The organism is Amycolatopsis coloradensis (assembly GCF_037997115.1).
In the GTDB taxonomy this organism is placed as follows: domain Bacteria; phylum Actinomycetota; class Actinomycetes; order Mycobacteriales; family Pseudonocardiaceae; genus Amycolatopsis; species Amycolatopsis coloradensis_A.
On sequence record NZ_CP150484.1, the window covers coordinates 1,323,508 to 1,344,479 of the forward strand.

The following is a 20,972-nucleotide window of genomic DNA, read 5'->3' on the forward strand; positions in this document are numbered from 1 at the left end:
CACCGCAGGTCAGGCCTGTACGGTCACCAAGCGGCTGAACTCGGTCAGCAGATCGTAGCCGTCCCAAATCGCGGAGAACGTCAGGGCCGAGCCGAACGGAACGACACGGTCGACGCCGCGGCCCGCCAATTCCGTCACGAATTCCGTCAATTCTTCTTTGGAGAAGCCGAATTGACCGACGGTTTGATCTTTGCGGAGCACGATCGGGACGAGGTCGGAAAGCGTGTCGACCCGCGCGTTGGCGAAAGTGCCCGCGCCGAGCCATTCGCGCGGGAGGACCGCGGGGTCGGCCAGTTCGAGCGTCGCGATGCCGTTGCCCTGGAACTCGATGCCGTTGACGAGCCCGTCGACGGCCGCGCCGTACGCGGACACCCGCTTCTGCACGGCCATGGCGGGCTCGGTGACGTGCTGTTTCGTCGCCAGCACCTCGGCGAGCAGCTTCCGGAACTCCTGACCCGCTTCCCGGGCGCCGTCTTCGTCGCCGACCCAGAACACCGCGCGCGGCGACGAGCAGGCGGCCTGGTCGAACCAGTACGAGTCGTTGTAGAAGCCCTCGGCCGCGCCGCGGCGCTCGGCCTCGGAGGCGTTCTGCCAGCCGCGCACCGACGCGACCGCGAACGACGACCGGTCCGGGAAGGTCAGGTCACGCGCGTGCGGCGCCAGCGGGTACTTGCGCAGCGCCGCGACCGAGGCGTCACCGCCCCAGATGACCCGCAGATCCGCGGCGACCGACAGCGCGCCGCTGATCGCGTCGCTGCGGTCGTAGGTGACCATGCGCTGCGTCGCGGTGATCGCGGCAGCGGTGTCGGCGTCCACTTCGGACAGTGCGGCGTTCAGTGCCTCCAGCACCGTTTCCGCCGCGCCGGCCGAACGCGACGACACCCGGACGACGTTGTGGTTACCCGCGAGCGCGGAAAGCGCCCACGAGTACACGAAGATCGTGTCGACGTTGGCGGGCGGCACGTGGAAGACGAGTCCGCGCGGGAAGCGGAGCGCGTCGCCCGATGTCTCCAAAGTGGACAGTGCCTTGGCGATCTCCCCCTTGCGAAGGAAGAAACCGAGCGAGGCCAGCTCCGGGAAGCGGCGGGCCGTCGCGGGGGCGAGCAGCTTGCGCGCGAACTTCGTCAGGAACTCGACGACACGCGGATCACCCACGCGCAGCCGTCCGCCGGCAGGCTCGGCCCGCAGCTCTTCGACGAGCTTGTCGACCTCGATCGCTTCCGCGAGCGGAAAACGCTGGTTCAGGCTCATGCCGCCGCTCCTTGGAAGGTGTCCGAGCAGCCGCGGGCCTCGGCCTTGGGCAGCCTGCCCATGACCGAGAAGTGCTTGCCCGGCCAGTCACCGTCGTCGATCCCGTTGTAGACACCGAGGTCTTCGGTGAGCAGGACATGCCCCGGGTACGAGTGCGGCAGTGTGCTGACGACCTCGATCACGCCGGGCTCGCCGACCGGCTGCTCTTCCCAGGTCTCCGGGTTCCGGATCACCACGTCGGCGAAATCGGGGCAGTACAACGAGTTCCCGGACGGTCCTTCGAGGAAAACGGTGCCGATCTGCTCGATCATCCCGTAGTAGTTGTGGATCCGGGTGAGCCCGGTGTCCTCTTTGAAGCGACGGCGGAACTCGGTGTTGTCCACCGCGCGGTCGATCAGCTTCTTCCAGCCGCCGGAGTGGATCAGGATCCCGTTCGACAGGTCCAGCTTGTGCTCACGCGCGACTTCGTAGAGGTACTGCCACACCATGAAGGTGAAGCCGAAGATCAGGAACGGCTTGTCCCCGTAGGTCGCCAGGAACGTCTTGACCGCCTCGACGTCCGGCTGGTCGTTCTCGTCGAGGACGTAGGTGTGCTTGCGACCGAAGTTCGCCATGCCCAGCACGCCCGCGCCACGCGCGGAGAACGAACGGCGGTTCTTGATGATGCCGATGGTGTCGACCATCAGCATCGGCAGCCGCTCGCCGCCGAGGACCTCCTGCAGCGTGGCGCCGAGCTGCTTGGTCTGCGCGCCCGCGGCGGCCTTGTCGAGGTAGATCCGCGACGCGCCCGCGCCGGTGGTACCCGACGAGGTCAGCGTCTTGAAGACCTCGGACTCGGGAATGCTGCGCAGGTCGTGCGTCTTGAACATCCGCACCGGCAGCCACGGCAGATCCGCGATGGAGCCGAACGACGCGTCCCGCGCGATGCCGAGCGACGAGAGGATGCGCTCGTACCCCTCGGAGTTCTCGCGGTGGTGCGCGGTCAATTCGGCGAGCTGCGGAAGCAGATGCTTCTCGCGCTCAGCCTGCGAAAGCGTGAACACACTCATACCTGGGCCTCCAGCGACCGGTAGTCGATCTTGCCGCTGGCCAGCAGCGGCACGGTGTCGATGGGGCGGACGTCGAACCCGCTCGTGTGCAGGTGCAGCCGCTCGGACAGCGCCTTCGCGGCGTCCTTGCAGATGTCCTTGTCGGCGCCTTCGGCGAACAGGACGACCTTGTCCCCGGCCGGGACTGCGGCCACGACGTCGATCCCCACCGAGGCGGAACGCACGGCGTGCTCGAGATCATCCAGGCTGACCCGGTTGCCGAAGACCTTGCCGATCCGCTTGAGGCGCCCGGTGATGTAGAGGAAGCCGTCCTCGTCGAGATACCCGAGGTCGCCGGTGGCGAGAACGCCGCCGTATTCGTCGCTCGCGGCCAGCCCCGCCTCGTCCTCGGCGTAGCCCATCATCACGTTGGGCCCGCGGTAGACGACCTCGCCGACGATCTTCGGATGCGTGGTCTCGGAACCGTCCTCGCGCCGGATCACGAAAGAGCCGCCGGGCAGCGCGGGCCCCGCCGAGCCGAGCTTCTCCGCGAGCCGTTCCGCCGGGACGGTGGTCATCCGCGGGGCGGCCTCGGTCTGCCCGTACATCACGAACATCCGCCCGCCGACCTCGCGGATCTTGTCGTTGAACTGGGCGACCAGGTCGTCGCGGAGCTTGCCACCCGCCTGGGTCAGCGTGCGCAGCGTCGGGTACTTCGCCGGATCGAACTTCAGGCGCCGCAGCATCTCGTAGTGGTACGGCACGCCCGCGAGCGAGGTGACCTTGTGCTCGTTGACCGCGTCCCAGAACCCGCGACCGAGCACACCCGACGGCTCGATGACCACGGTCGCGCCGCGGACGAGGTGCGAGTTCAGCACCGACAGGCCGTAGCTGTAGTGCAACGGGAGGCTGGTCGGCGCGATCTCGTGGCGGTCGATGCCGAGCACCTCGGCGATCGCGTCGGCGTTCGCGAGCATCGCGCCACGCGAGAGCCGGACCAGCTTCGGGTTGCCGGTGGAACCGCTGGTCGGCAACAGGACCGCGAGATGCGGATGCGGCTCGACGCCCTCGGTGGACTTCCGGACCCAGTGGCCGTCGGAAACGCCGTACCCCTCGGGTGCGGGCGCGTCCGGCGCGGACAGCACGGCGGCCGGGCGGAAACGCTCGATGAGCCCCGCCAGGACGTCGGCGTCCAGCGCCGGGTCGATCAACGCGATCGCGCGGCCCGCCTCGAACGCGCCGAGGTAGTTCAGGACACTTTCGAGGTCCACCGACATCCGCGCGAACAGCGCGCCCGGCGGCAGCAGCGACAACGCGGCACCCACGCGGGTGACCTCGGTGTCGAGTTCCTCGCCCTCGAGCGTCCTGCCGCTCGTGACGTCGATCAGTCGCGCACCCACACCCAGAAGGGTCATCAGAGAACTAATCCTCCATCGATGCCCAGCACCTGCCCGGTGATGAACGAAGCGTCGTCACTGACGAGGAACCGGATCGCGTTCGCCACGTCTTCGGGCGTGCCGAGCCGCGCGAGCGGGGTCTTGCCGATGTTCTCGGCCTTGGCGTCCTCGGTCAGGCCCGAGGTCAGGTCGGTGTCGATGACGCCGGGCGCCACCGCGTTGACCCGGATCCCGGAACGGCCGAGCTCCTTCGCGGCCGAACGCGCGATGTTCGCCACCGCCGCTTTCGAGGCCGCGTACACCGTCTGACCTGCGCTTCCGTACTCACCGACGATCGAGGCCAGCACGACGATGGCACCGGTCTTCTTGCGCATCATCGCCCGGGCCGCGGCCTGGACGGTGTGCAGCGTGCCGGCGACGTTCGTGCTCAGCGTGGTGTCGACCAGTTCCTCGCGGATCATGCCGAGGAGCGCGTCCTCCATGATCCCGGCGTTGGCGACCACGATGTCGAGCTTGCCGTGCTCCTTGGCCACCCCGCGGACCAGCGTCGACACGGCCTTGGCGTCGGTGACGTCCAGGGAGAGCCCGCTCGCGGCCCCCGCCGCGGCCGCCGCTTCCTTGGCCTTCGCCTCGTCGCGGCCGGTCAGCACGACGGTGGCGCCCGCCTCGGCGAGCGCCCGCGCGGTCGCGAGCCCGATCCCCCGGGTCCCGCCGGTGACCAGGGCGACCTTGCCGTCCAGCATCACTTGGACTGCAGGTCGGTCACCATGTCGACGGCGACCTTGAAGCTGGACATGTCGATCACCTGGTCGGTGTCGAATTCCACATCGAACTCGTCCTCGATGGCCGCGACCAGCGCCATGTGACCGACCGAGTCCCAGGCCTCGATGTCGCGGTACTTCAGGTTCTCGACATCGACATCGCCGTCGAGGTCCAGCGCCTCGACGAAGACCTCACGCAGCTTGCCGGCGACTTCCGCCATGTCCGTACTCCTAATGATCGTCGCGTGGACGGGCGTCCCACGCCTTCACCAAGGTAGAGAGGTCGCCGGGCAGCCGGTCGGCCAGCCCGTCCTCAGGGAGACCGGCCTTACCCTTCAGCCACGGTCCCAGCGCCTCGATGGCGGCCTCGTCCAGGCCTCGGCGGGACAGGCCCACGGTGTTGACGCCGGTCACGCGCGCGGGGTTGCCGACGGCGATGGTGAACGCGCCCACCTCCTTGCGGACCGCGGAGCTCATCCCGACCATCGCGCCGGGGCCCACCACGACCCGCTGGTGGAGGATCGCGCCCATGCCCAGGTTCGCCCCGGACCAGATGTGGCAGTGGCCGCCGGTGATGACGTTCGAAGCGACCGTGACGGCGTCTTCGACGATGCAGTCGTGGGCGATGTGGCTGCCGCGGAGGAAGTAGCCGCCGTCACCGATGCTGGTGGTGCGCCAGGTGCCCTGGTGGACGCTGACGTACTCGCGGATCCGGTTCCGGCTGCCGATGACGACGCCGTGGCCGTCGTGATCGGGATCACCGTCAGGCGCGGCCTCCCAGGCGGCGGGGTGTTCGCGGCCACGATCCTCGCCGGGGGTTCCGATGGTCACGTGCGGGCCGATCCAGTTGCCGTCCCCGATCCGGGTGGGGCCCACGATGACCGTGAACGGTCCGATGACGTTGTCCGCGCCGAGCTCGACACCCTCGCCGATGACTGCTGTCGGGTGGATGCGGTTCACCACGTGAAGATCCGTTCGTTGTGGCTGGAGGCAGCCTGGGGTAATGGGCGCTTCGGCGGTCCCGGTAACGTGTGGCCCGCGCCAGAGCGGGCGGCCGGGCGCAGAACCGGCGGCTCACTGTACCGGACGCACCAGAACGCCCAGTCGAGAGAGACTTGCAGATGATCCCCATTACCGTGGTCGACGTCCGTGACGCGGAGGACCTCGTCGTCGAGGTGCTGCGATCCGGCGCCATCGCACAGGGACCGATGGTCAAGCGCTTCGAGGACGCGTTCGCGAGCGTTTCCGGCACGAAGCACGCGATCGCCGTCAACAACGGCACCACCGCGCTGGTCGCCGCCATCCAGGCGCTCGACCTTCAGCCGGGCGACGAGGTCGTCACCTCGCCGTTCACCTTCGTGGCGACGCTGAACGCGATCCTGGAAGCCGGCGCGACCGTCCGCTTCGCCGACATTCGGCGCGACGACTTCGCGATCGACCCGGACGCCGTCGCCGCCGCGATCACCGACCGCACCAAGGTCCTCATGCCCGTGCACCTCTACGGGCAGACGGCCGACATGGGCAAGCTCGCGCCGCTGGCCGCCGAGCACGGTCTCAAGATCATCGAAGACTCGGCGCAGGCCGTGGGCGCGTCGTTCCAGGGCAAGCCGTCGGGCTCCTTCGGGATCGGCTGCTTCTCCCTGTACGCCACCAAGAACGTGACCACCGCCGAGGGCGGCGTGATCACCACGGACGACGACAAACTGGCCGACAGCCTGCGTGTGCTGCGCAACCAGGGCATGCGCGCCCGGTACCAGTACGAGGTCGCCGGGCACAACTACCGGATGACCGACCTGCACGCCGCCGTCGGCATCCCGCAGCTGGAGAAGCTGGACCAGCTCACCGCCGCCCGCCAGGCCAACGCGAAGCGCCTTTCCGAAGGCCTCGCCGGCACCCCGGGCCTCGACATCCCGCAGGTCCTGCCGGGCCGTGAGCACGTGTGGCACCAGTACACCGTGCTGGTCGGCCCGCACGCGATGCTCTCGCGTGACGAGTTCGCCGCCGCGCTGACCGAGCGGGGCATCGGCAACGGGATCTACTACCCGAAGATTGTCTTCGACTACGACTGCTACCGGGACAACCCGCTGATCCCCGACGCGAAGGTCGAGGACTTCCCGGTGGCCGCTTCCGTCGCCGCGCAGGCGCTTTCCCTGCCGGTGCACCCGCACCTTTCCGAGTCCGACCTGGACACCATCATCGAAACGGTTCGCGAGGTACTCGGCGCATGACCACCCACAAGATCGCCCTCATCGGCACGGGGAACATGGGTTCGCTGCACGCCCGTGTCCTCGCCGCGAACGAGCGCGTGGACCTCGTCCGCGTGATCGACCCGCGCGAAGAGGCGGGCCGCAAGGTCGCCGAGCGCTACGAAACCCAGTGGACGCCCGAAATCGGCTCACTGTCCGATGTGGACGCCGTCGTGCTCGCTTCGGCCACCGAGGCGCATTACGAGCTGGCGCAGGAGATCCTTGGCCAGGGCAAGCCGATGCTGGTCGAGAAGCCGGTGTGCAACAGCTTCGAATTCTCCCAGGAGATCGTCGGGCTGTCGGCGAAGAAGGACGTCCCGCTGATGTGCGGGCTCCTGGAGCGCTACAACCCGGCCGTGATGACCGCGCGGGCGCTGGTCAACGAGCCGATCCACCTGATGGCCCGCCGCCACGGCCCGTACGCGCCGCGGATCAAGACCGGTGTCGCGTGGGACCTGCTGGTGCACGACGTCGACCTGGCGATCCAGTTCTTCGGCGGCGCGACCCCGCAGCGGGTCGCCTCCGGCGCGGGCTACTTCCACCCGAGCTCGGTCGAAGGCGCCGAAGACACCATCGAGACGGTGCTGTCGTTCGAATCCGGGCTCGCCACGGTCTCCGCGTCCCGCCTCGGCCAGCGCAAGGTCCGCTCGCTCTGGGTGTCCGAACTGGACCGCATGATCGAGATCGACCTGCTCCGCCGCGACGTCACCATCTACCGCCACGTCTCGCACGACTCGGTCACCGAGGACGGCCTCGGCTACCGCCAGCAGACCGTCATCGAGATCCCGGAACTGGTGACCGCGCGCGAGCCGCTCGCGACCCAGCTGGACCGGTTCGTCGACCTGCTCGAAGGCAAGATCGACGCCGACACCGAGCGGGACCTGATCCTGCCGTCGCACGCCGTCGTCGACCAGGTGCTGACGCAGGCCGCGGCCTGATCATTTGGTGAGGCGCTGGCCCCTCGCGTCATACGCGACGAGGGGGGTCAGCACGTACGGCGACTCCACCTGGCCTGGGTCGAACCAGAAGATGACGACCGATGGGTCCTCGCTCCAGGGGATGGCCTTGGCCTCGACCGGTTTCCCGCGGACGGTGCTGGTGATCCGCACCGCCGGACCCGAGAAGTAGCCGAACACGGGCACGAACGTGCCCCGGATCAGATCCCCGCCGTCCACGGCGTGGAAGCCGAACGACCGGTCGGATCCCTTGAATTCGTTGGCGCTCAGGAGCGCCTCGTACTCGCCCGCGCCGTCCCGGTACGCGATCTGAAGACCGAACCGGACATCCGGCATCGACGGCTCGTCGATCTCGGACGCGTAGATCACCAGCTCGCGGCCACCTTCACCCTTGAACCCGAGCGGGATCACGTCACCGAGCGGGAAGGCCGACGGGGCCGCCGTGATCGACGGGCTCGCCGGTGCCGGGATCGGGACGGGCGCGGCCGGCGCGCTCGCGGCGGGCGGAAGCGGCTGCCGTGCGGGCTCCCTCAGCGCGACCGCGCCGACGATGACCAGCACCGTCACCAGGGTGGCGGCGACCCCGCCCGCGCCGGTCGCGAGACGGCGGCGACGGCGGATACGCCTGCCCTTGGTCATGATCGCGCCGAGGTCGGGCTCGGCGAACCCTTCGGCGGGCGGTTCCCGCAAAGCGGAACGCAGCGTCTCGAGGTCGGTCATCGTCCCAGCCCCCCGATCAGTTCCGTTCCGTCCTCCGCGGTGATCCGCAGCTTGGTCAGGGCGCGGGAATTGGTGCTCTTCACGGTGCCGACCGAGACACCCAGTTCGCCGGCCACATCGGATTCCTTCAAGTCGAAGAAGTGCCTGAGCACCACGACGGCTCTCTCCCGGTCTGTGAGCGTACGCAACGCGTCAAGCAGCCATTTCCGCTGGACGACGGCACCGGCGAGGTCCAGGCCGCTCGGCTGCTCGGGGATGTCCTCCGTGGCGTTCTCGCGGATCGGGCGCCGCCAGCCGTCGATGACGTGGTTGACGAGGACCTGCCGCGCGTACGCGTAGGCGTCCTTGCGACGTACCCGCGACCAGGCCGCGTACGTCTTGGCGAGCGCCGTCTGGGTGGCGTCCTCGGCCTGATGACGGTCGCTGGTGAGCAGGTAGGCGGCATGCTGAAGACGCGTCGCCGAGTTCCGCACGAACTCGACGAACTCGTCATCGCCGCGAGCCACCCTGGTCCTCATCTCCGTTCGACGGTTGACCACCGGAAAGGTTGCTTAGCCCTTCCGGCGAGTGAACCGGAGCGCGACGACGATCCCCGCCACGACCACGGCCACCGCGAGGACGATCCACACCCAGGCCGGTACCAGATCTTCGGGGGTGGTCTCGCCGGCCTGAGGCGTCGGGGAGGCGCTGCCGGCCGGGGCCTGGCTGCTCGCCGGGCTCTGGCTTGGGCTTGCCGCCAGCGCGCTGAGGTTGAACTTCACCGAGCCACTCGCGGCGTGCGTGTCCTCGAAGGTGACCTTGTAGCGGAGCGTGTACTCGCCCGCGGGGCCGACGGCCTGGACCGGCGCCGTGACGACCGCTCCGGCGACCTCCGCGCGGCCGACCGTCCACGACGCGTTCTCCGGGCCGGTGATCTGGATCGGGTTGTCGTCGGCGAGGGTGACCGGGCCCGAGAAGGTCAGCTTGATCTGCGTCGGAGGCGTCGCCAGCGAAGCGCCCCTCGCCGGGTCACTGCTCTTCAGCTCCGAGTGGGCCAGCGCCGGGGACGCGGTGCCCAGCAGGGCCAACCCGGTGACCAGCAACGACGCACCGAACCGCTTGAACCTCATCTGACACCCTTCTCACCGGGGAACTCCCCCGCCGAGCCTAGTAGCCGGGTCGAGCGGGGTGGTGGTTCCCGGGTCGTGAGTGGCCAGGACGCCCTTCCGGTGGTGACATACGCGGCGGAGCTGAACCCCGCCTTGGACGGCGGCGTGGTGATCGGCCTACCCGCGGTACTGGGGACGCTCCTGGTCGGGACGGGTACCACGGTGGTGGCGGCCTGGCTGCCGGCGCGCCGTGCGGCGTCGGTACCTCCGGTCGCGGCGCTGGGCGGTGAACGGCTCGAGGAGGAGAAAGGCTCTCGGTGGCTGCTGCGGTCCGGGCTCGCGATGGTGGGCCTTTCACTTCTCCTGCTGATCGTCGCCGCGGTCGGCGAGGGCACCGCGAGCCGGGCGTCCGGCATGCTCGGGGCGCTCGGGCTGTTGCTGAGCGCGGTGATCTGTGCCCGCTGGCTGAGCGGACCGGTCATCGGCCTGCTCGGCAAGCCACTGCGACGCGGGACNCTGTGGTGTGAGATCCCTACCGACGGCCCGGACCTCGACATCATGGTGAGCGTCGGGAAACGTGGCCATGGCGAAACGAGGGTGGCGACGCTGTACCTGTACAAGACCAGACCCGACGTCTACGCCACGCTGGCGAAACTGTTCGCCGACAGGCTGTGATCAAAGCACACTCGGCGACCTACTCCGTAAAGTCGCCCGCCGGGGCACCCCAGGCCCCAGGGGTGTCCCCGCGTTCCTCCGCCAGCGCGCGCCGCCGCGCGTTCTCGGCTCGCACACGATCCACTTCGGACTGGATGTACTCGTCGTCGTACTTCTGGAACACGCGCGCGGGGTTGCCCGCCACCAGGCTGCGCGGCGGGACGTCCTTGGCGACCACGGAATTCGGCTGCACGGTGGCGAAATCGCCGATCGTGACCCCGGCCATGATCACCACGAGACCGCCGATGAAGCAGCCTTTGCCGATCTTCACGGGTTTGCGTTCGATGAGGTCGCTGCCGGAGTGGTTCTGCAGCGTCATGTTCGCGAGCCAGCTGGAATGCGTGAAGATCAGCGTGTTGAGCCCGATGCTGGTGTGCTCGCCGATCTCCAGCCCGCCGCTCGCGTCGAGCGCGGCGCCTTCGCCGATCCAGCAGTGTTCGCCGATCTTCAGGTTCTCCGGGCTGATGATCTTGACCCGTTCGCGGACCCTCGTCGTCTCCGGCAGTCCGTAGAACCGGGCGCGTTCGGCGTCGTTCATGTACTGCGAGACGAGTTCGGTCAGGATCTGCGGGCGCAGGCGGTTGCTGCGCTCGTCATCGAAGAACATCGGCCTCGGTCACCAGTTTCTCGAAGGTACGCAGGTGTTCTTCGGCGACGACGTCGAGGCCGAAGTTGGCCCGCACCATCGCGCTTTCCCGCTGTGCCACCAAAGCCCGCTTCTCCGGGTCGTCGAGCAGGTCGATGACGGTGTTCGCCACCGCCTCGCTGTCGTCCGGCCGCACCAGCAGGATGTTCTCGCCGTTGCGCAGTTCGATGCCCGGGTAGTTGTCCTCGGTGACCGACGCGATGGTCGCGGTGCCCGAGAGCATCGCCTCCAGCGACGCGGTACCGCAGCCGCCGTTGAGGTCGTGCGTCACGATGTCGGCGGCGGCGAAGTACGCGGGGACGTCGGCCTTCGGCACGGCGCCGGTGACGATGATGGCGTCCGCGACGCCCAGTTCTTCCGCTCGCTTCAGGAAGACGTCGTGGTAGACGCGGCCGACGACGACCACCTTCACGCCGGGGTGCTTGTCCAAAATGGACGGCAGCGCCTCGACGAGGGGGAGCCGGTTGCGCAGCGGGATCACGTGCCCGAGCGAGACGATCACCGGACCGTCACCGAGTCCGTGCTCCGCCCGGACGTCGAGCGTCAAAGGCTTCTCGAAGTTCCCGGTGTCGACGGCGATCGGGAAGTAGTCCGAGTTCGCGTCGCTGGTGCCGTAGCGCTCGACGCAGTAGTCGACCCCGAGCTTGTCGAGGATGACGTAGCGCGGCTTTAGGTAGCGCAGGATCGGGTTCACCAGCACCTTGTCCAGGAACCGGAAAACCCCGCCGTACAGCTTGTTGTCGCTGATCAGCAGCGTGTGGATGGTCAGCAGCATCGGCAGCTTGTGCCGCCGCGCGTACAGCCCGGCCAGCCAAGACAGGTCGAAGAACTGCCCGTGCAGGTGGACGGCGTCCGGTTTGAACTCGTCCAGCAGCTTCCACAGCCGCCGCCAGTTCCCCGGCCGCAGCGAGGCGAAGCTCATGTCGAAGTCGATCGACAGGCCCAGCTGCGGCATCTTCACCGCGGGCAGGCGGACGACGCGGTAGCCGTCCTTCGTCTCGTCGGCCGGGGCGTCGGCGTAAGCGGCGGTGATCGCGAGCACCTCGTGCCCGCGCGCCGCGTACTGCTCGGCCAGGGACGCCGCCATGTGCGCGCTTCCGCCCACCCTCGGCGGGAAGAAGTTGTTCACCACGGCGATACGCATGGGGCGGCTCTCCCCTGGCCCGGCGGTCATCCCTCCGAAGCCTTCACCAGTTCGTACATGCCCTCTTCCACGGAGATCTTCGGCTCCCAGCCGAGGACCTCGCGGGCACGGGTGATGTCCGCGGCGCGGCGCGAGACCAGCACGTCGCGCTCGTTGAACAGCGGCTCGACGTTGACGCCGACGGCGTCGATGAGGATCTTCGCCAGCGTCGCGATGGAGGTGTCGATCCCGGTGCCGATGTTGATCGGCATGTTCGCCTTCTCCGACTCGAGTGCCGCGACGACGGCCCGGGCCAGGTCCGTGACGTGCACGAAGTCCATCGACTGGTCGCCGCGGCCGTCGATGATCGGCGGCTGACCGGCGCGCAGGCGCTGGATGAAGTGGTTGATCACCGACGTGTAGTAGGCCTCGATCTTCTGGCCGGGGCCGTACACGTTGAAGAACCGCAGCGCGTTCCAGGACAGACCCTTGGTGCGCTCGTAGAAGCCGAGCATGTCCTCGCCCGCGCGCTTCGAGATGCAGTACGGCGTGAGCGGCTTGAGCTCGTCGTCCTCGTGCATCGGCAGCCGCTTCGGGTCGCCGTATACGGACGCGGTCGAGGCGAACACGAGCCGCTCGACACCCTCGTCCGCCGCGGCGGCGAAGACGTTGTGGTTGCCGACCATGTTGATGTCGATGGACTCGTGCGGGTCCGCGACCGACTTGTTGATCGACACGGTGGCGAAGTGGATGACGTGCGTGCAGCCGCGCATGGCCTCGCGCACGGCACCGCCGTAGCGGACGTCCTTCTCGACCAGTTCGACCTTGCCGGTGGCGACGAACTCGTTGATCCGGGCGCGGTCGCCGCGGGTCATGTTGTCGAAGACGCGGACGGTGTACCCGCCCTCGATCAGCATCGGGATGACGTGCGCGGCGATGAAACCGCCGCCCCCGGTGAAGAGGACCTTCTTGTCGGGCATTTCTCTCCTAGCTCGGCAGTGCGGCGCTGACGGTCCCGATGACCCGGTCGACCTGGGCATCGGTGAGGTTGGCGTGCATCGGGATGGCGAGATGACGGGCGAAGAGGTCCGCCGATACCGGCAAGGTCTGCTTCTTGCCGTAGATGGGCTGGAGGTGCGAGGCGTACGTGCCGAAGTTGCACTGCACGCCCTGCTCGCGGATCCGCAGCGCGAGCGCGTCGCGGTCGATCTCCGGGGCCACGGTGAGGATGTAGGCCTGCCACGGGTGCTCGCGGTCCGGCAGTTCCACCGGGACGTCGAGACCGGGCAGGTTCTCGAACGCCTCGTGGTAGCGCTTGGCCACCGAACGGCGGGCCGAGAGCAGGTCCGGGAGCCGGTCCAGCTGCACGTTCATGATCGCGGCCTGCACGTCCGAGAGCCGGAAGTTGTAGCCCAGCTCGTGGAACTCCGGGATCGGCAGCGCGCCGGAACCCTCGCGGGTGATGGCGGGCTCGATGCCGTAGGTGTGCAGCTTGCGCGCGTGCGCGATGAGGTCTTCGCGGTCCGAGACCAGCGCGCCGCCCTCGCCCGCGGTGATGCCCTTGCGGCCGTGGAAGGAGAACGCGGCCAGGTCGGCGAGGCTGCCCGCCTGCCGGGTCTTGTAGGTCGCGCCCGCGGCGCAGGCGGCGTCCTCGAACAGCCACAGGCCGTGCTTGTCGGCGATGGCGCGGTACTCGTCGAAGTCACCGGGCTGACCGGCGACGTCGACGGCGAGGATGCCGACCGTGCGCGGGGTGATCAGCGCTTCGATCGACGCCGGGTCGGCGCTCCAGACGTCGGGGCGGATGTCCGCGAACACCGGCGTCGCGCCGGCCTGGAGCACGGCGTGGCCGGTGGCGGGGAAGGTGTAGTCGCCGACGATGACCTCGTCGCCCGGCTTCACGCCGAGCACACGCAGCCCGAGGAAGAGTGCCGACCCACAGTTGCTGGTGGTCAGGGCGTGCGCGGTGCCGACGGTCTTCGCGAAGCGTTCCTCGAAACGACGGCACGCGGGGCCGGCTCCGGCCAGCCAGCCGGACCGGAAGACCTCCGCCACGGCGGCGAGTTCCTCGTCGCCGACGGTCGGCTGACCGAGGACCACGGGTTCGAGCTCAGACATACCTCTCCCATTGCGTGGGGACCCGGCGAAGTGTATAGACGCCGATCGGCGTAGTTCGGGCGGGCTGGATCCGCCCAGGTCAACGACGCCCTACTCTTCACCCCATGCGATTCGGCGTTCTGGGGGCGACGGAGGTGCGCCGCGAGGACGGCACCGCCGTTCCGATCGGCGGGCCTCGGGTCCGCACGCTGTTCGCGTTGCTCGCACTGGAGGCGGGCCGGGTCGTCCCGGCGGAGCGTCTCATCGACGGTCTCTACGGCGAGCGACCACCCGAAGGCGTGGCGAACGCGCTGCAATCGCAGGTCTCACGGCTGCGCGGCGCGCTGAAGGAGCTCGCGCCCGTCGAGTTCAGCCCGGCGGGTTATCGGCTCGCCGTGGACCCCGGCGACGTCGACGTGCATCGGTTCGAGCGGCTCGCCGCCGAGGGACGGCGCTCTCTCGCGGCTGGGGACGCCGCGAAGGCGGCGGAACTGCTTCGCGACGCTCTCGGGCTCTGGCGTGGCACGGCCTTCGCGGACATCACCGACGCGCCGTTCCGCGATCCGCAGGTCACCAGGCTGAACGAGCTGAAGACGTCGGCGATCGAGGACCGCGCCGAGGCCGAGCTCAAGCTGGGAAGACACGAAGACGTCCTCGCCGAGCTTCGCGAGGTAATCGACGAGCAGCCGCTACGGGAACGGACCCGCGCGCTGCTGATCCGCGCGCTGCACGCCGCGGGACGTCAGGCCGACGCGCTCACCGCGTTCGAGGACGCCCGCCGCGTCCTCGCCGACGAACTCGGCACCGACCCGGGGCCGGATCTCGCCGCCGCGCATCTGGCCGTGCTTCGCGGGGAGACGCCGCCCGTCAACGCCACAACCACGTCGCTTCCCGCGCAGCTCACCAGTTTCATCGGCCGCGAAGGCGATCTCCGGCACGTGCTCGGCAGGCTGGACAGCTCGCGGCTGGTGACGCTGACCGGACCGGGTGGGGCGGGCAAGACGCGGCTGGCCATCGAGACGGCGGCCGCCGTGGACCTCCCCGCGGTCTTCGTCGAACTCGCTCCGTACACCGAGGACTCCGACATCGTCCACGCCGTGCTGACCGCCCTCGGCCTGCGGACGGTCCCGCTCGGGACGGTCACCGCGCCGGTGGAGAACGCGCCGCTGGAACGGCTGATCGACGCGCTGGCCGAACGGCCGGTCCTGCTGGTGCTCGACAACTGCGAGCATCTGATCGAGGCCGCCGCGAAACTGGCCGCCCGGCTGCTCGGCGCGGCTCCCGCGCTGCGGGTGCTCGCCACCAGCCGCGAACCGCTGGGCATCACCGGCGAGGTCGTCTCCCCCGTGCCGCGGCTCGCCGTGCCGCCGCCGGGCACGTCTCCCGCCCGCTCGCTGGAGTTCGCCGCGGTCCGCCTGTTCGCCGACCGGGCCCAGGCGAGTGATCCGGGCTTCGCGGTCGACGACGAGACCGCAGGCGACGTCCAGCGTGTCTGCGCGGCGCTCGACGGGCTGCCGCTGGCCATCGAGCTCGCCGCCGCGCGCGTGCGGACCCTGCCGGTCGGCGAGATCGCCGCCAGGCTGGACGACCGGTTCGGGCTGCTCTCGCGGGGCAGCCGGGTCGCCGAGAGCCGCCATCGCACCCTGCGCGCCGTCGTCGAGTGGAGCTGGGACCTGCTCGACGAGGACGAACGCCTGCTCGCCAGGCGGCTGACCGTCTTCGCGGGCGGCACGACCCTGGCCGACGCCGAAGCGGTCTGCGCCGTGCCGGACGTCGCGGAACTGCTTCCGTCCCTTGTGGACAGATCGCTGGTCGAGCGCACCGGGGACCGGTATCGGATGCTCGAAACCATCCGCGCCTTCTTCTCCGGAAAACTCGCCGAAGCGGGCGAAACCGAGCGCTTGCGGCGCGCGCACGCCGAGCATTTTCTCGCCCTCGCCGAGGAAGCCGACCCGTTGCTGCGCACCGGCGGCCAACTTGCCTGGCTCGATCGACTCGACGCCGCCTACGACGACCTCCTCGCCGCGTTGCGCTGGGCCGCCGAGTCCGACGTGCGGATCGCGCTCCGGCTTTCGGCTTCACTGGTGATGTACTGGTGGATGCGCGGTCGCCGGTTCGAAGGCTCGACGCTGAGCTTGGAAGTGGTCAAGCGGCTCGGAGAGCGAGCGCCGGACGGTCTCGAAGAGGAGTACCAGCTCTGCGTGCTCACCGCCGCCGCGGGGCTGCGGGGCCACGAGGCGCTCGACCGGCATTTGCCGCTGGTGGACGGCCTCATGCTGAATCTCGCCAAGGCGCCCCGGAACCCGGCACTGCTGCTGTTGATGGGCGTCGTGTCAGGCCCGCCCGGTGACGACGACGCGCTGATCAAACGCAGCCGGGTGCTGCTGACGAACAGCGATGCCTGGAGTCTCGCCCTCGCGCCGACCGGTTACGGCCTTCGCGCGCTGATGCAGGGCGAACTCGACACGGCGGAAGAGTTCCTGCTCGAAGGGGCCCAGGCGTTCCGCTCGATCGGGGAGCGCTGGGGCCTTTCGATGGCCCTCGACCATCTGTCCCAGATCCTGATCTGGACGAACCGGCAGGCCGAAGCCCTCGAAACGATGAACGAGGCCCTGCGGCTGATGCGGGAACTCGGCGCGTCCGACGACAACGCGGACCTGCTGTGCCGTCGCGGCGGCAGCAAGCTGCTCCACGGCGACGCGGCGGGAGCGCGGGCGGATTTCGAACTCGCCATCGAGATCGCGCGCCGCGCAGGAATGCCCGAAAGCCGGGCGGCCGGGTACGTCGGGTTGTCGTTCCTCGCCCGGCACGAGGGCGATCTGGCGGCGGCCCGCGCGCTGAGTGAACGCGCGCTCGCGGAGTGCTCCGGTGGTTCGTTCGCGGCCGAGGGGGTGCGCGCCGGGGCGAAGATCTCTCTCGGCTGGGTCCTTGCCGCCGAGGGTGACCTCGACGGGGCCGAGGAACTGCACCGGCTGGCGCTGGTGTCGGCGGACCGCTGGCACGACAGCACCACCATGGCCTGCGCCGTCGAGGGTCTCGCCGGGGTCGCGCTGGTGCGGGGCGACGCCGAGCGGGCGGCGGTCCTGATCGGCGCGGCGGTGACCATCCGGGGCACCCCGTTCGCCGTCGATCTGGACGCCGCCCTGCTCAGGACGACCGTGCGGGAGCGGCTCGGTGACGACTTCGACCGGGCCTACCGCCGCGGGCTCGGCCTGCGGGGCGCCACTCAGCTGGCCTAGGCGCGGGTCAGCTGCGTGCCCTGCGGCGCGAAGCGGCCGACGGCCTCGGCGAGGAGCCGCTGGTCGAACTCGGTGTCCTGGACCGCGACGTACAGCGGCGCCGCGTTGACCGGCACCGCGCCGAGGCGGGTCATCCCCGGGCCGACCGGGTCGATGGTGAGCCGGGTGACTTCCCGCCACGGCACGACCGTCCGCTCGATCCGGACGCCCACCGCGTCCAGTTCGAAGAGCACCCACTGCTGGTCGTGCAGCGACTTCACGTAGCCGATGGCCGCGCAGCCGACGGCGATCGCGATGATCCGCAGCACCCCGGGGCCTTCGATCGCGCCGACCAGTCCGATGAACGCGAGGACGGCCACGACCATCCCCGTCAGTTTCGCGGCGCCGACCAGGCCCGCGTTCGGTTTGTGCACCCGGAACCGCACGGCGCGCATCAGGTGTTTGGTGAGCAGCCCGCCGCCGATCGCGGCGGCCAGCGCGAGCATCGTCACCACCAGCGAAACCGGGGAGAAGTCCGCGAAGACCTGGTAGCCGGCGACCAGTGTGACGAAGCCGCCCGCGACGGTCAGGAGCAGTGCGAGCTTGCCCTTGCGGACGTCCCGTTCGCGGCGTTCGAGGGAAGCCTGGTCAGGTGCGGCGAGGAAGCCGCCGTCGATGTTCCTCATCGGGCGTCACGCTGCGCTGCGTCGTTGGCTGCCGTGGCTGCGGCGCGGCGCTCACGCTGGCGGCGGTCGAGGACGTACAGCAGCGTGCCGGCGCCGGCGCTCACGGCGGCGTAGAGCAGGTCCTGGAGGCCGTCGTCGGGGTAGCCGGTGGAGAACTCGACCATCGCGAGCGCGAGGAAGAGGACGCTGATGACCGCCCCGCCGATGATGTACACCTTGTTACTGAGCATGGTTTCCCTCGTTCGTCGTTGCCTGGTGGGACCACTTTCGCTCGGGGCACATGACATTCGGATGACACGCTGACAGCGTTCGGTGCGTGAACGGTCAGCGGCGGCGGACACCCTCCGGGACATGACCTACGTAGCGGGATCTCCCGAAGACTTCCTCGCCGTGCGGCATCTGACGCTGCGCGGCTCCCAGGCCGAAATCGGCCATGCCCTCGGCGCCGAAGTGAAGGCGCGCTCGGACTGGTCGCCGTCGCCGCTCGACCCGGCCGTGGCCAAGGCGCGGCGTACCTGGTTCGCGCGGAACTGGCCGCAGTACGCGGCGCGCACCGCCGGGTTCGCCGAGGCCCACGGATTCCCCGCCGACGCGGCCGTCTCCTTCGACGACGCGAGTGCCCTGCCCGCCGGATCGGGTTGTTCGGCGCTGTGGACGGGGAGCGAGCTCGGCCGCAACTACGACTTCTTCACCATGAGCTGGACTCAGCTGGGCGCGGTGCTGGCCGGGGAGGAGCCCGTCGACGACGGGACCGTGCCGATGGCGTCACGGCCCTACGTCCTGACGACGATCCCCGACGACGGCATCGCCTCGACGTCCCTCACGATGTCCACAATGGACGGTGGCACGGAGGGGGTCAACGAGGCGGGGCTCGTCGTCTCCCTGCTGATGGCCGAGGTCGAGACGGCCATGCCGCTGGACCACGGTCCGCAGGCCGGTCTATCGGTGCTGCAGGTGTGCCGGTATCTGCTGGACACCTGCGAAACCGTCGACGAGGCCAAGGAAGCGATGATGCTCGCCAAGCAGTACGCGCACGGCGCGCCCTGCCACTACATCGTCGCCGACGCCTCCGGCCGCGGCTTCGTGTACGAACGCGGAGCGCACGACGTCGAGTACTTCGTCGAGGTGGCCGACGGGCCGCTGTGCGTCACGAACCACTTGCTGCACCGTCATCCGGATCTCGACGCGCTGCCCGAGGACACCCCGGAGACCATGCGCACCTACGAGCGGCTTCGCACCATCACCAAGGAGGCGGACGCCGGGCCGCGCGACGCGCTCGACGCGGTGTCCTTCGCGGTCGAGCCCGGCGCGCCGTGGCGGACGTTGTGGCGCAGCGTCCTCGACCCGGCGGCCCGCACCCTGAGCACCCGTTTCTACCTGGGTGACGGCGAAAACGGCACCACGCGGCACACGCCGGAACTCACGTTCGGGGTCTCTCGGTGACCATCGGCAAGGGCCGCAAGATCGGCACCGTCGCGGTCTGCGTGCTGGCGCAGCTGCTGATCGCGATCGACCTGACCGTGCTGCACCTGGTGCTGCCGTCGCTTTCGGAGCAGATGCACCCGTCGACGACGGAACTGCTGTGGATCGCCGACGCGTACGGTTTCGCGCTCGCCGGGCTGCTGATCACGATGGGGAACATCGGCGACCGGGTCGGGCGGAAGAAGCTGCTGCTGATCGGGGCGTCGCTGTTCGGTGTCGCTTCGGTGATCACGGCGTACGCGCCGACGGCGGAGCTCCTGATCGCCGCCCGCGCGCTGCTCGGGATCGCCGCCGCGACACTGATGCCGTCGACGCTGTCGATCGTGCGGAACGTGTTCACCGGCAAGGAACGCGCGGCCGTGATCGGGGTTTCGAGCGGGCTGACGATCCTCGGTTTCGGCATGGGGCCGCTCGTCGGCGGTTTCCTGCTCGAGCACTTCTGGTGGGGTTCGGTGTTCCTGGTCAACGTGCCGGTGGTGGTGGTCATGGTGATCGCGGGCGCGCTGATCCTGCCCGAATCGAAGAACCCGGTGTCCCAGCGCATCGACGTGCCCAGCGTGCTGCTTTCGCTCGTCGGCATGGTCGGGATCGTCTACACGATCAAGGAAGTCGCGTACAAGGGCTGGGGGCACTGGGACGTCGCGGTCGCCGCCGTGCTCGGCCTCGGCTGCCTGCTGGCGTTCATCCTGCGGCAGCCGCGGCTGGCCGAACCGCTGATGGACCTGAAGCTGTTCGCTCAGCGGGCGTTCTCGGCGACCGTCGGCACCACGATCCTGGCGATGTTCGCGCAGCTCGCGGTCTCGCTGATGTTCGCGCAGTACCTGCAGCTGGTGGCGGGCTGGTCGCCGCTGAAGGCCGGGCTCGCCGGACTGCCCGGGATGGGCGGCGCGATCCTCGGCGGCATGCTCACGCCACTGGCGATCAAGGCCTTCGGCCGCGCTGTCACCATCGGGCTCGGCTGTGCCCTGTCGGCGACCGGGTTCGCGCTGTACGCGGGGGTCGGCGTGACGATCGTCTACACCGACCTGCTCGCCGCGATGATCATCTTCGGCGTCGGGCTGTCGCTGATCCTCTCCGTCGCGACGGACACGGTGCTCGGCGTCGTGCCGAAGGCCAGGGCGGGCGCGGCGTCGGCGATCTCCGAGACGGCGACCGAACTCGGTGGTGCGCTGGGGATCGCCGTCCTCGGCAGTGTGCTCGGCGCGCTGTACCGGAGCGAACTCGTCATCCCGGCGGGCGTACCGCCGGAGACTTCGGCGGCGATTTCGGACACCCTGGGCGGCGCCGTCCAGGTCGCGGCGCAGTTGCCGCCCGAGCAGGGCGCGCTGGTCCTGGCCGGTGCGAAGTCGGCGTTCGTCGACGGGTTGCAGGTGACGATGGTGTGCTCGGCGGGGCTGATGGCGTTGCTCGCGGTCAGCGCGTTGTTCACGTTGCGCGGGGTGCCGAAGGTCCTCGAAGATCCCGAAGAGGAGCCCGCTCCGGTTCCGACCCCGGTGGGCTGAAGGGGCCCTTCACCGCATAAGACGCGATGAAGGGCGCTTTCCTCGCATGAGATGCGG

20 protein-coding genes are annotated in these 20,972 nt (G+C 69.4%); 5 read left to right on the plus strand and 15 right to left on the minus strand.

Annotated elements, in window-relative coordinates; all coding sequences use genetic code 11:
- Positions 1-9: 9 nt before the first annotated feature.
- Genes LCL61_RS05875 through LCL61_RS05900 form a run of 6 tightly spaced genes read right to left on the minus strand, consistent with a single transcriptional unit; the run spans position 10 to position 5,400 of the window.
- Positions 10-1,251, minus strand: coding sequence for an acyl-CoA reductase (locus LCL61_RS05875; protein ID WP_340685898.1), 1,242 nt, complete (start codon positions 1,249-1,251; stop codon positions 10-12).
- Positions 1,248-2,300 (minus strand): acyl-protein synthetase, encoded by a 1,053-nt coding sequence (locus LCL61_RS05880; RefSeq protein WP_340685899.1) that lies wholly within the window; start codon positions 2,298-2,300, stop codon positions 1,248-1,250. Before LCL61_RS05880 ends, LCL61_RS05875 begins: the two co-directional genes overlap by 4 nt.
- Positions 2,297-3,694, minus strand: a complete 1,398-nt coding sequence (locus tag LCL61_RS05885; protein ID WP_340685900.1) for an AMP-binding protein — start codon at positions 3,692-3,694, stop codon at positions 2,297-2,299. Before LCL61_RS05885 ends, LCL61_RS05880 begins: the two co-directional genes overlap by 4 nt.
- Entirely contained in the window at positions 3,694-4,419 is a 726-nt protein-coding gene (locus LCL61_RS05890) for a glucose 1-dehydrogenase (protein ID WP_340685901.1), read from the minus strand. The genes LCL61_RS05885 and LCL61_RS05890 overlap by 1 nt, the downstream gene beginning before the upstream one ends.
- Positions 4,419-4,658 (minus strand): acyl carrier protein, encoded by a 240-nt coding sequence (locus LCL61_RS05895; protein WP_034309750.1) that lies wholly within the window; start codon positions 4,656-4,658, stop codon positions 4,419-4,421. The genes LCL61_RS05890 and LCL61_RS05895 overlap by 1 nt, the downstream gene beginning before the upstream one ends.
- A 10-nt stretch (positions 4,659-4,668) precedes the next feature.
- Positions 4,669-5,400 (minus strand): UDP-N-acetylglucosamine acyltransferase, encoded by a 732-nt coding sequence (locus tag LCL61_RS05900; protein ID WP_340685902.1) that lies wholly within the window; start codon positions 5,398-5,400, stop codon positions 4,669-4,671.
- 158 nt (positions 5,401-5,558) lie between these two features.
- Here LCL61_RS05900 and LCL61_RS05905 point away from each other — a divergent pair, with 158 nt between their 5' ends.
- Together LCL61_RS05905 and LCL61_RS05910 are read left to right on the plus strand one after the other, a co-directional pair.
- Positions 5,559-6,665 (plus strand): DegT/DnrJ/EryC1/StrS family aminotransferase, encoded by a 1,107-nt coding sequence (locus LCL61_RS05905; protein ID WP_340685903.1) that lies wholly within the window; start codon positions 5,559-5,561, stop codon positions 6,663-6,665.
- Positions 6,662-7,621, plus strand: coding sequence for a Gfo/Idh/MocA family oxidoreductase (locus LCL61_RS05910; protein WP_340685904.1), 960 nt, complete (start codon positions 6,662-6,664; stop codon positions 7,619-7,621). Before LCL61_RS05905 ends, LCL61_RS05910 begins: the two co-directional genes overlap by 4 nt.
- On the opposite strand, the gene LCL61_RS05915 is transcribed toward LCL61_RS05910, so the two are convergent.
- The 7 genes from LCL61_RS05915 to LCL61_RS05945 form a co-directional block, all read right to left on the minus strand.
- Positions 7,622-8,359, minus strand: coding sequence for a hypothetical protein (locus LCL61_RS05915; RefSeq protein WP_340685905.1), 738 nt, complete (start codon positions 8,357-8,359; stop codon positions 7,622-7,624).
- Entirely contained in the window at positions 8,356-8,865 is a 510-nt protein-coding gene (locus LCL61_RS05920) for a SigE family RNA polymerase sigma factor (RefSeq protein ID WP_125686630.1), read from the minus strand. Before LCL61_RS05920 ends, LCL61_RS05915 begins: the two co-directional genes overlap by 4 nt.
- A 45-nt stretch (positions 8,866-8,910) precedes the next feature.
- Entirely contained in the window at positions 8,911-9,468 is a 558-nt protein-coding gene (locus LCL61_RS05925) for a copper resistance CopC family protein (protein ID WP_340685906.1), read from the minus strand.
- Positions 9,469-10,141: 673 nt separating this feature from the next.
- On the minus strand, positions 10,142-10,768 hold the full coding sequence (locus LCL61_RS05930; RefSeq protein ID WP_340685907.1) for an acyltransferase: 627 nt from the start codon (positions 10,766-10,768) through the stop codon (positions 10,142-10,144).
- A complete protein-coding gene (locus LCL61_RS05935; protein WP_340685908.1) occupies positions 10,755-11,951 on the minus strand; it encodes a glycosyltransferase family 4 protein in 1,197 nt (398 codons plus the stop codon). Before LCL61_RS05935 ends, LCL61_RS05930 begins: the two co-directional genes overlap by 14 nt.
- A gap of 26 nt (positions 11,952-11,977) precedes the next feature.
- Positions 11,978-12,910, minus strand: coding sequence for an NAD-dependent epimerase/dehydratase family protein (locus tag LCL61_RS05940; RefSeq protein WP_340685909.1), 933 nt, complete (start codon positions 12,908-12,910; stop codon positions 11,978-11,980).
- A gap of 7 nt (positions 12,911-12,917) precedes the next feature.
- The gene (locus tag LCL61_RS05945; RefSeq protein ID WP_340685910.1) at positions 12,918-14,048 is read right to left on the minus strand and encodes a DegT/DnrJ/EryC1/StrS family aminotransferase; all 1,131 of its coding nucleotides are present in this window, start codon (positions 14,046-14,048) and stop codon (positions 12,918-12,920) included.
- A 104-nt stretch (positions 14,049-14,152) separates the two neighbouring features.
- Between LCL61_RS05945 and LCL61_RS05950 the strand changes: the two genes are divergently transcribed.
- Entirely contained in the window at positions 14,153-17,266 is a 3,114-nt protein-coding gene (locus LCL61_RS05950; RefSeq protein ID WP_340685911.1) for a BTAD domain-containing putative transcriptional regulator, read from the plus strand.
- On the opposite strand, the gene LCL61_RS05955 is transcribed toward LCL61_RS05950, so the two are convergent.
- On the minus strand, positions 17,263-17,931 hold the full coding sequence (locus tag LCL61_RS05955) for a hypothetical protein (protein WP_340685912.1): 669 nt from the start codon (positions 17,929-17,931) through the stop codon (positions 17,263-17,265). The two genes, LCL61_RS05950 and LCL61_RS05955, sit on opposite strands and share 4 nt — an antisense overlap.
- Positions 17,928-18,161, minus strand: coding sequence for a hypothetical protein (locus LCL61_RS05960; protein ID WP_340685913.1), 234 nt, complete (start codon positions 18,159-18,161; stop codon positions 17,928-17,930). The genes LCL61_RS05955 and LCL61_RS05960 overlap by 4 nt, the downstream gene beginning before the upstream one ends.
- A gap of 121 nt (positions 18,162-18,282) precedes the next feature.
- Between LCL61_RS05960 and LCL61_RS05965 the strand changes: the two genes are divergently transcribed.
- Positions 18,283-19,374, plus strand: a complete 1,092-nt coding sequence (locus tag LCL61_RS05965) for a C45 family peptidase (RefSeq protein WP_340685914.1) — start codon at positions 18,283-18,285, stop codon at positions 19,372-19,374.
- A complete protein-coding gene (locus tag LCL61_RS05970; protein WP_340685915.1) occupies positions 19,371-20,915 on the plus strand; it encodes an MFS transporter in 1,545 nt (514 codons plus the stop codon). The genes LCL61_RS05965 and LCL61_RS05970 overlap by 4 nt, the downstream gene beginning before the upstream one ends.
- Positions 20,916-20,972 lie beyond the last annotated feature (57 nt).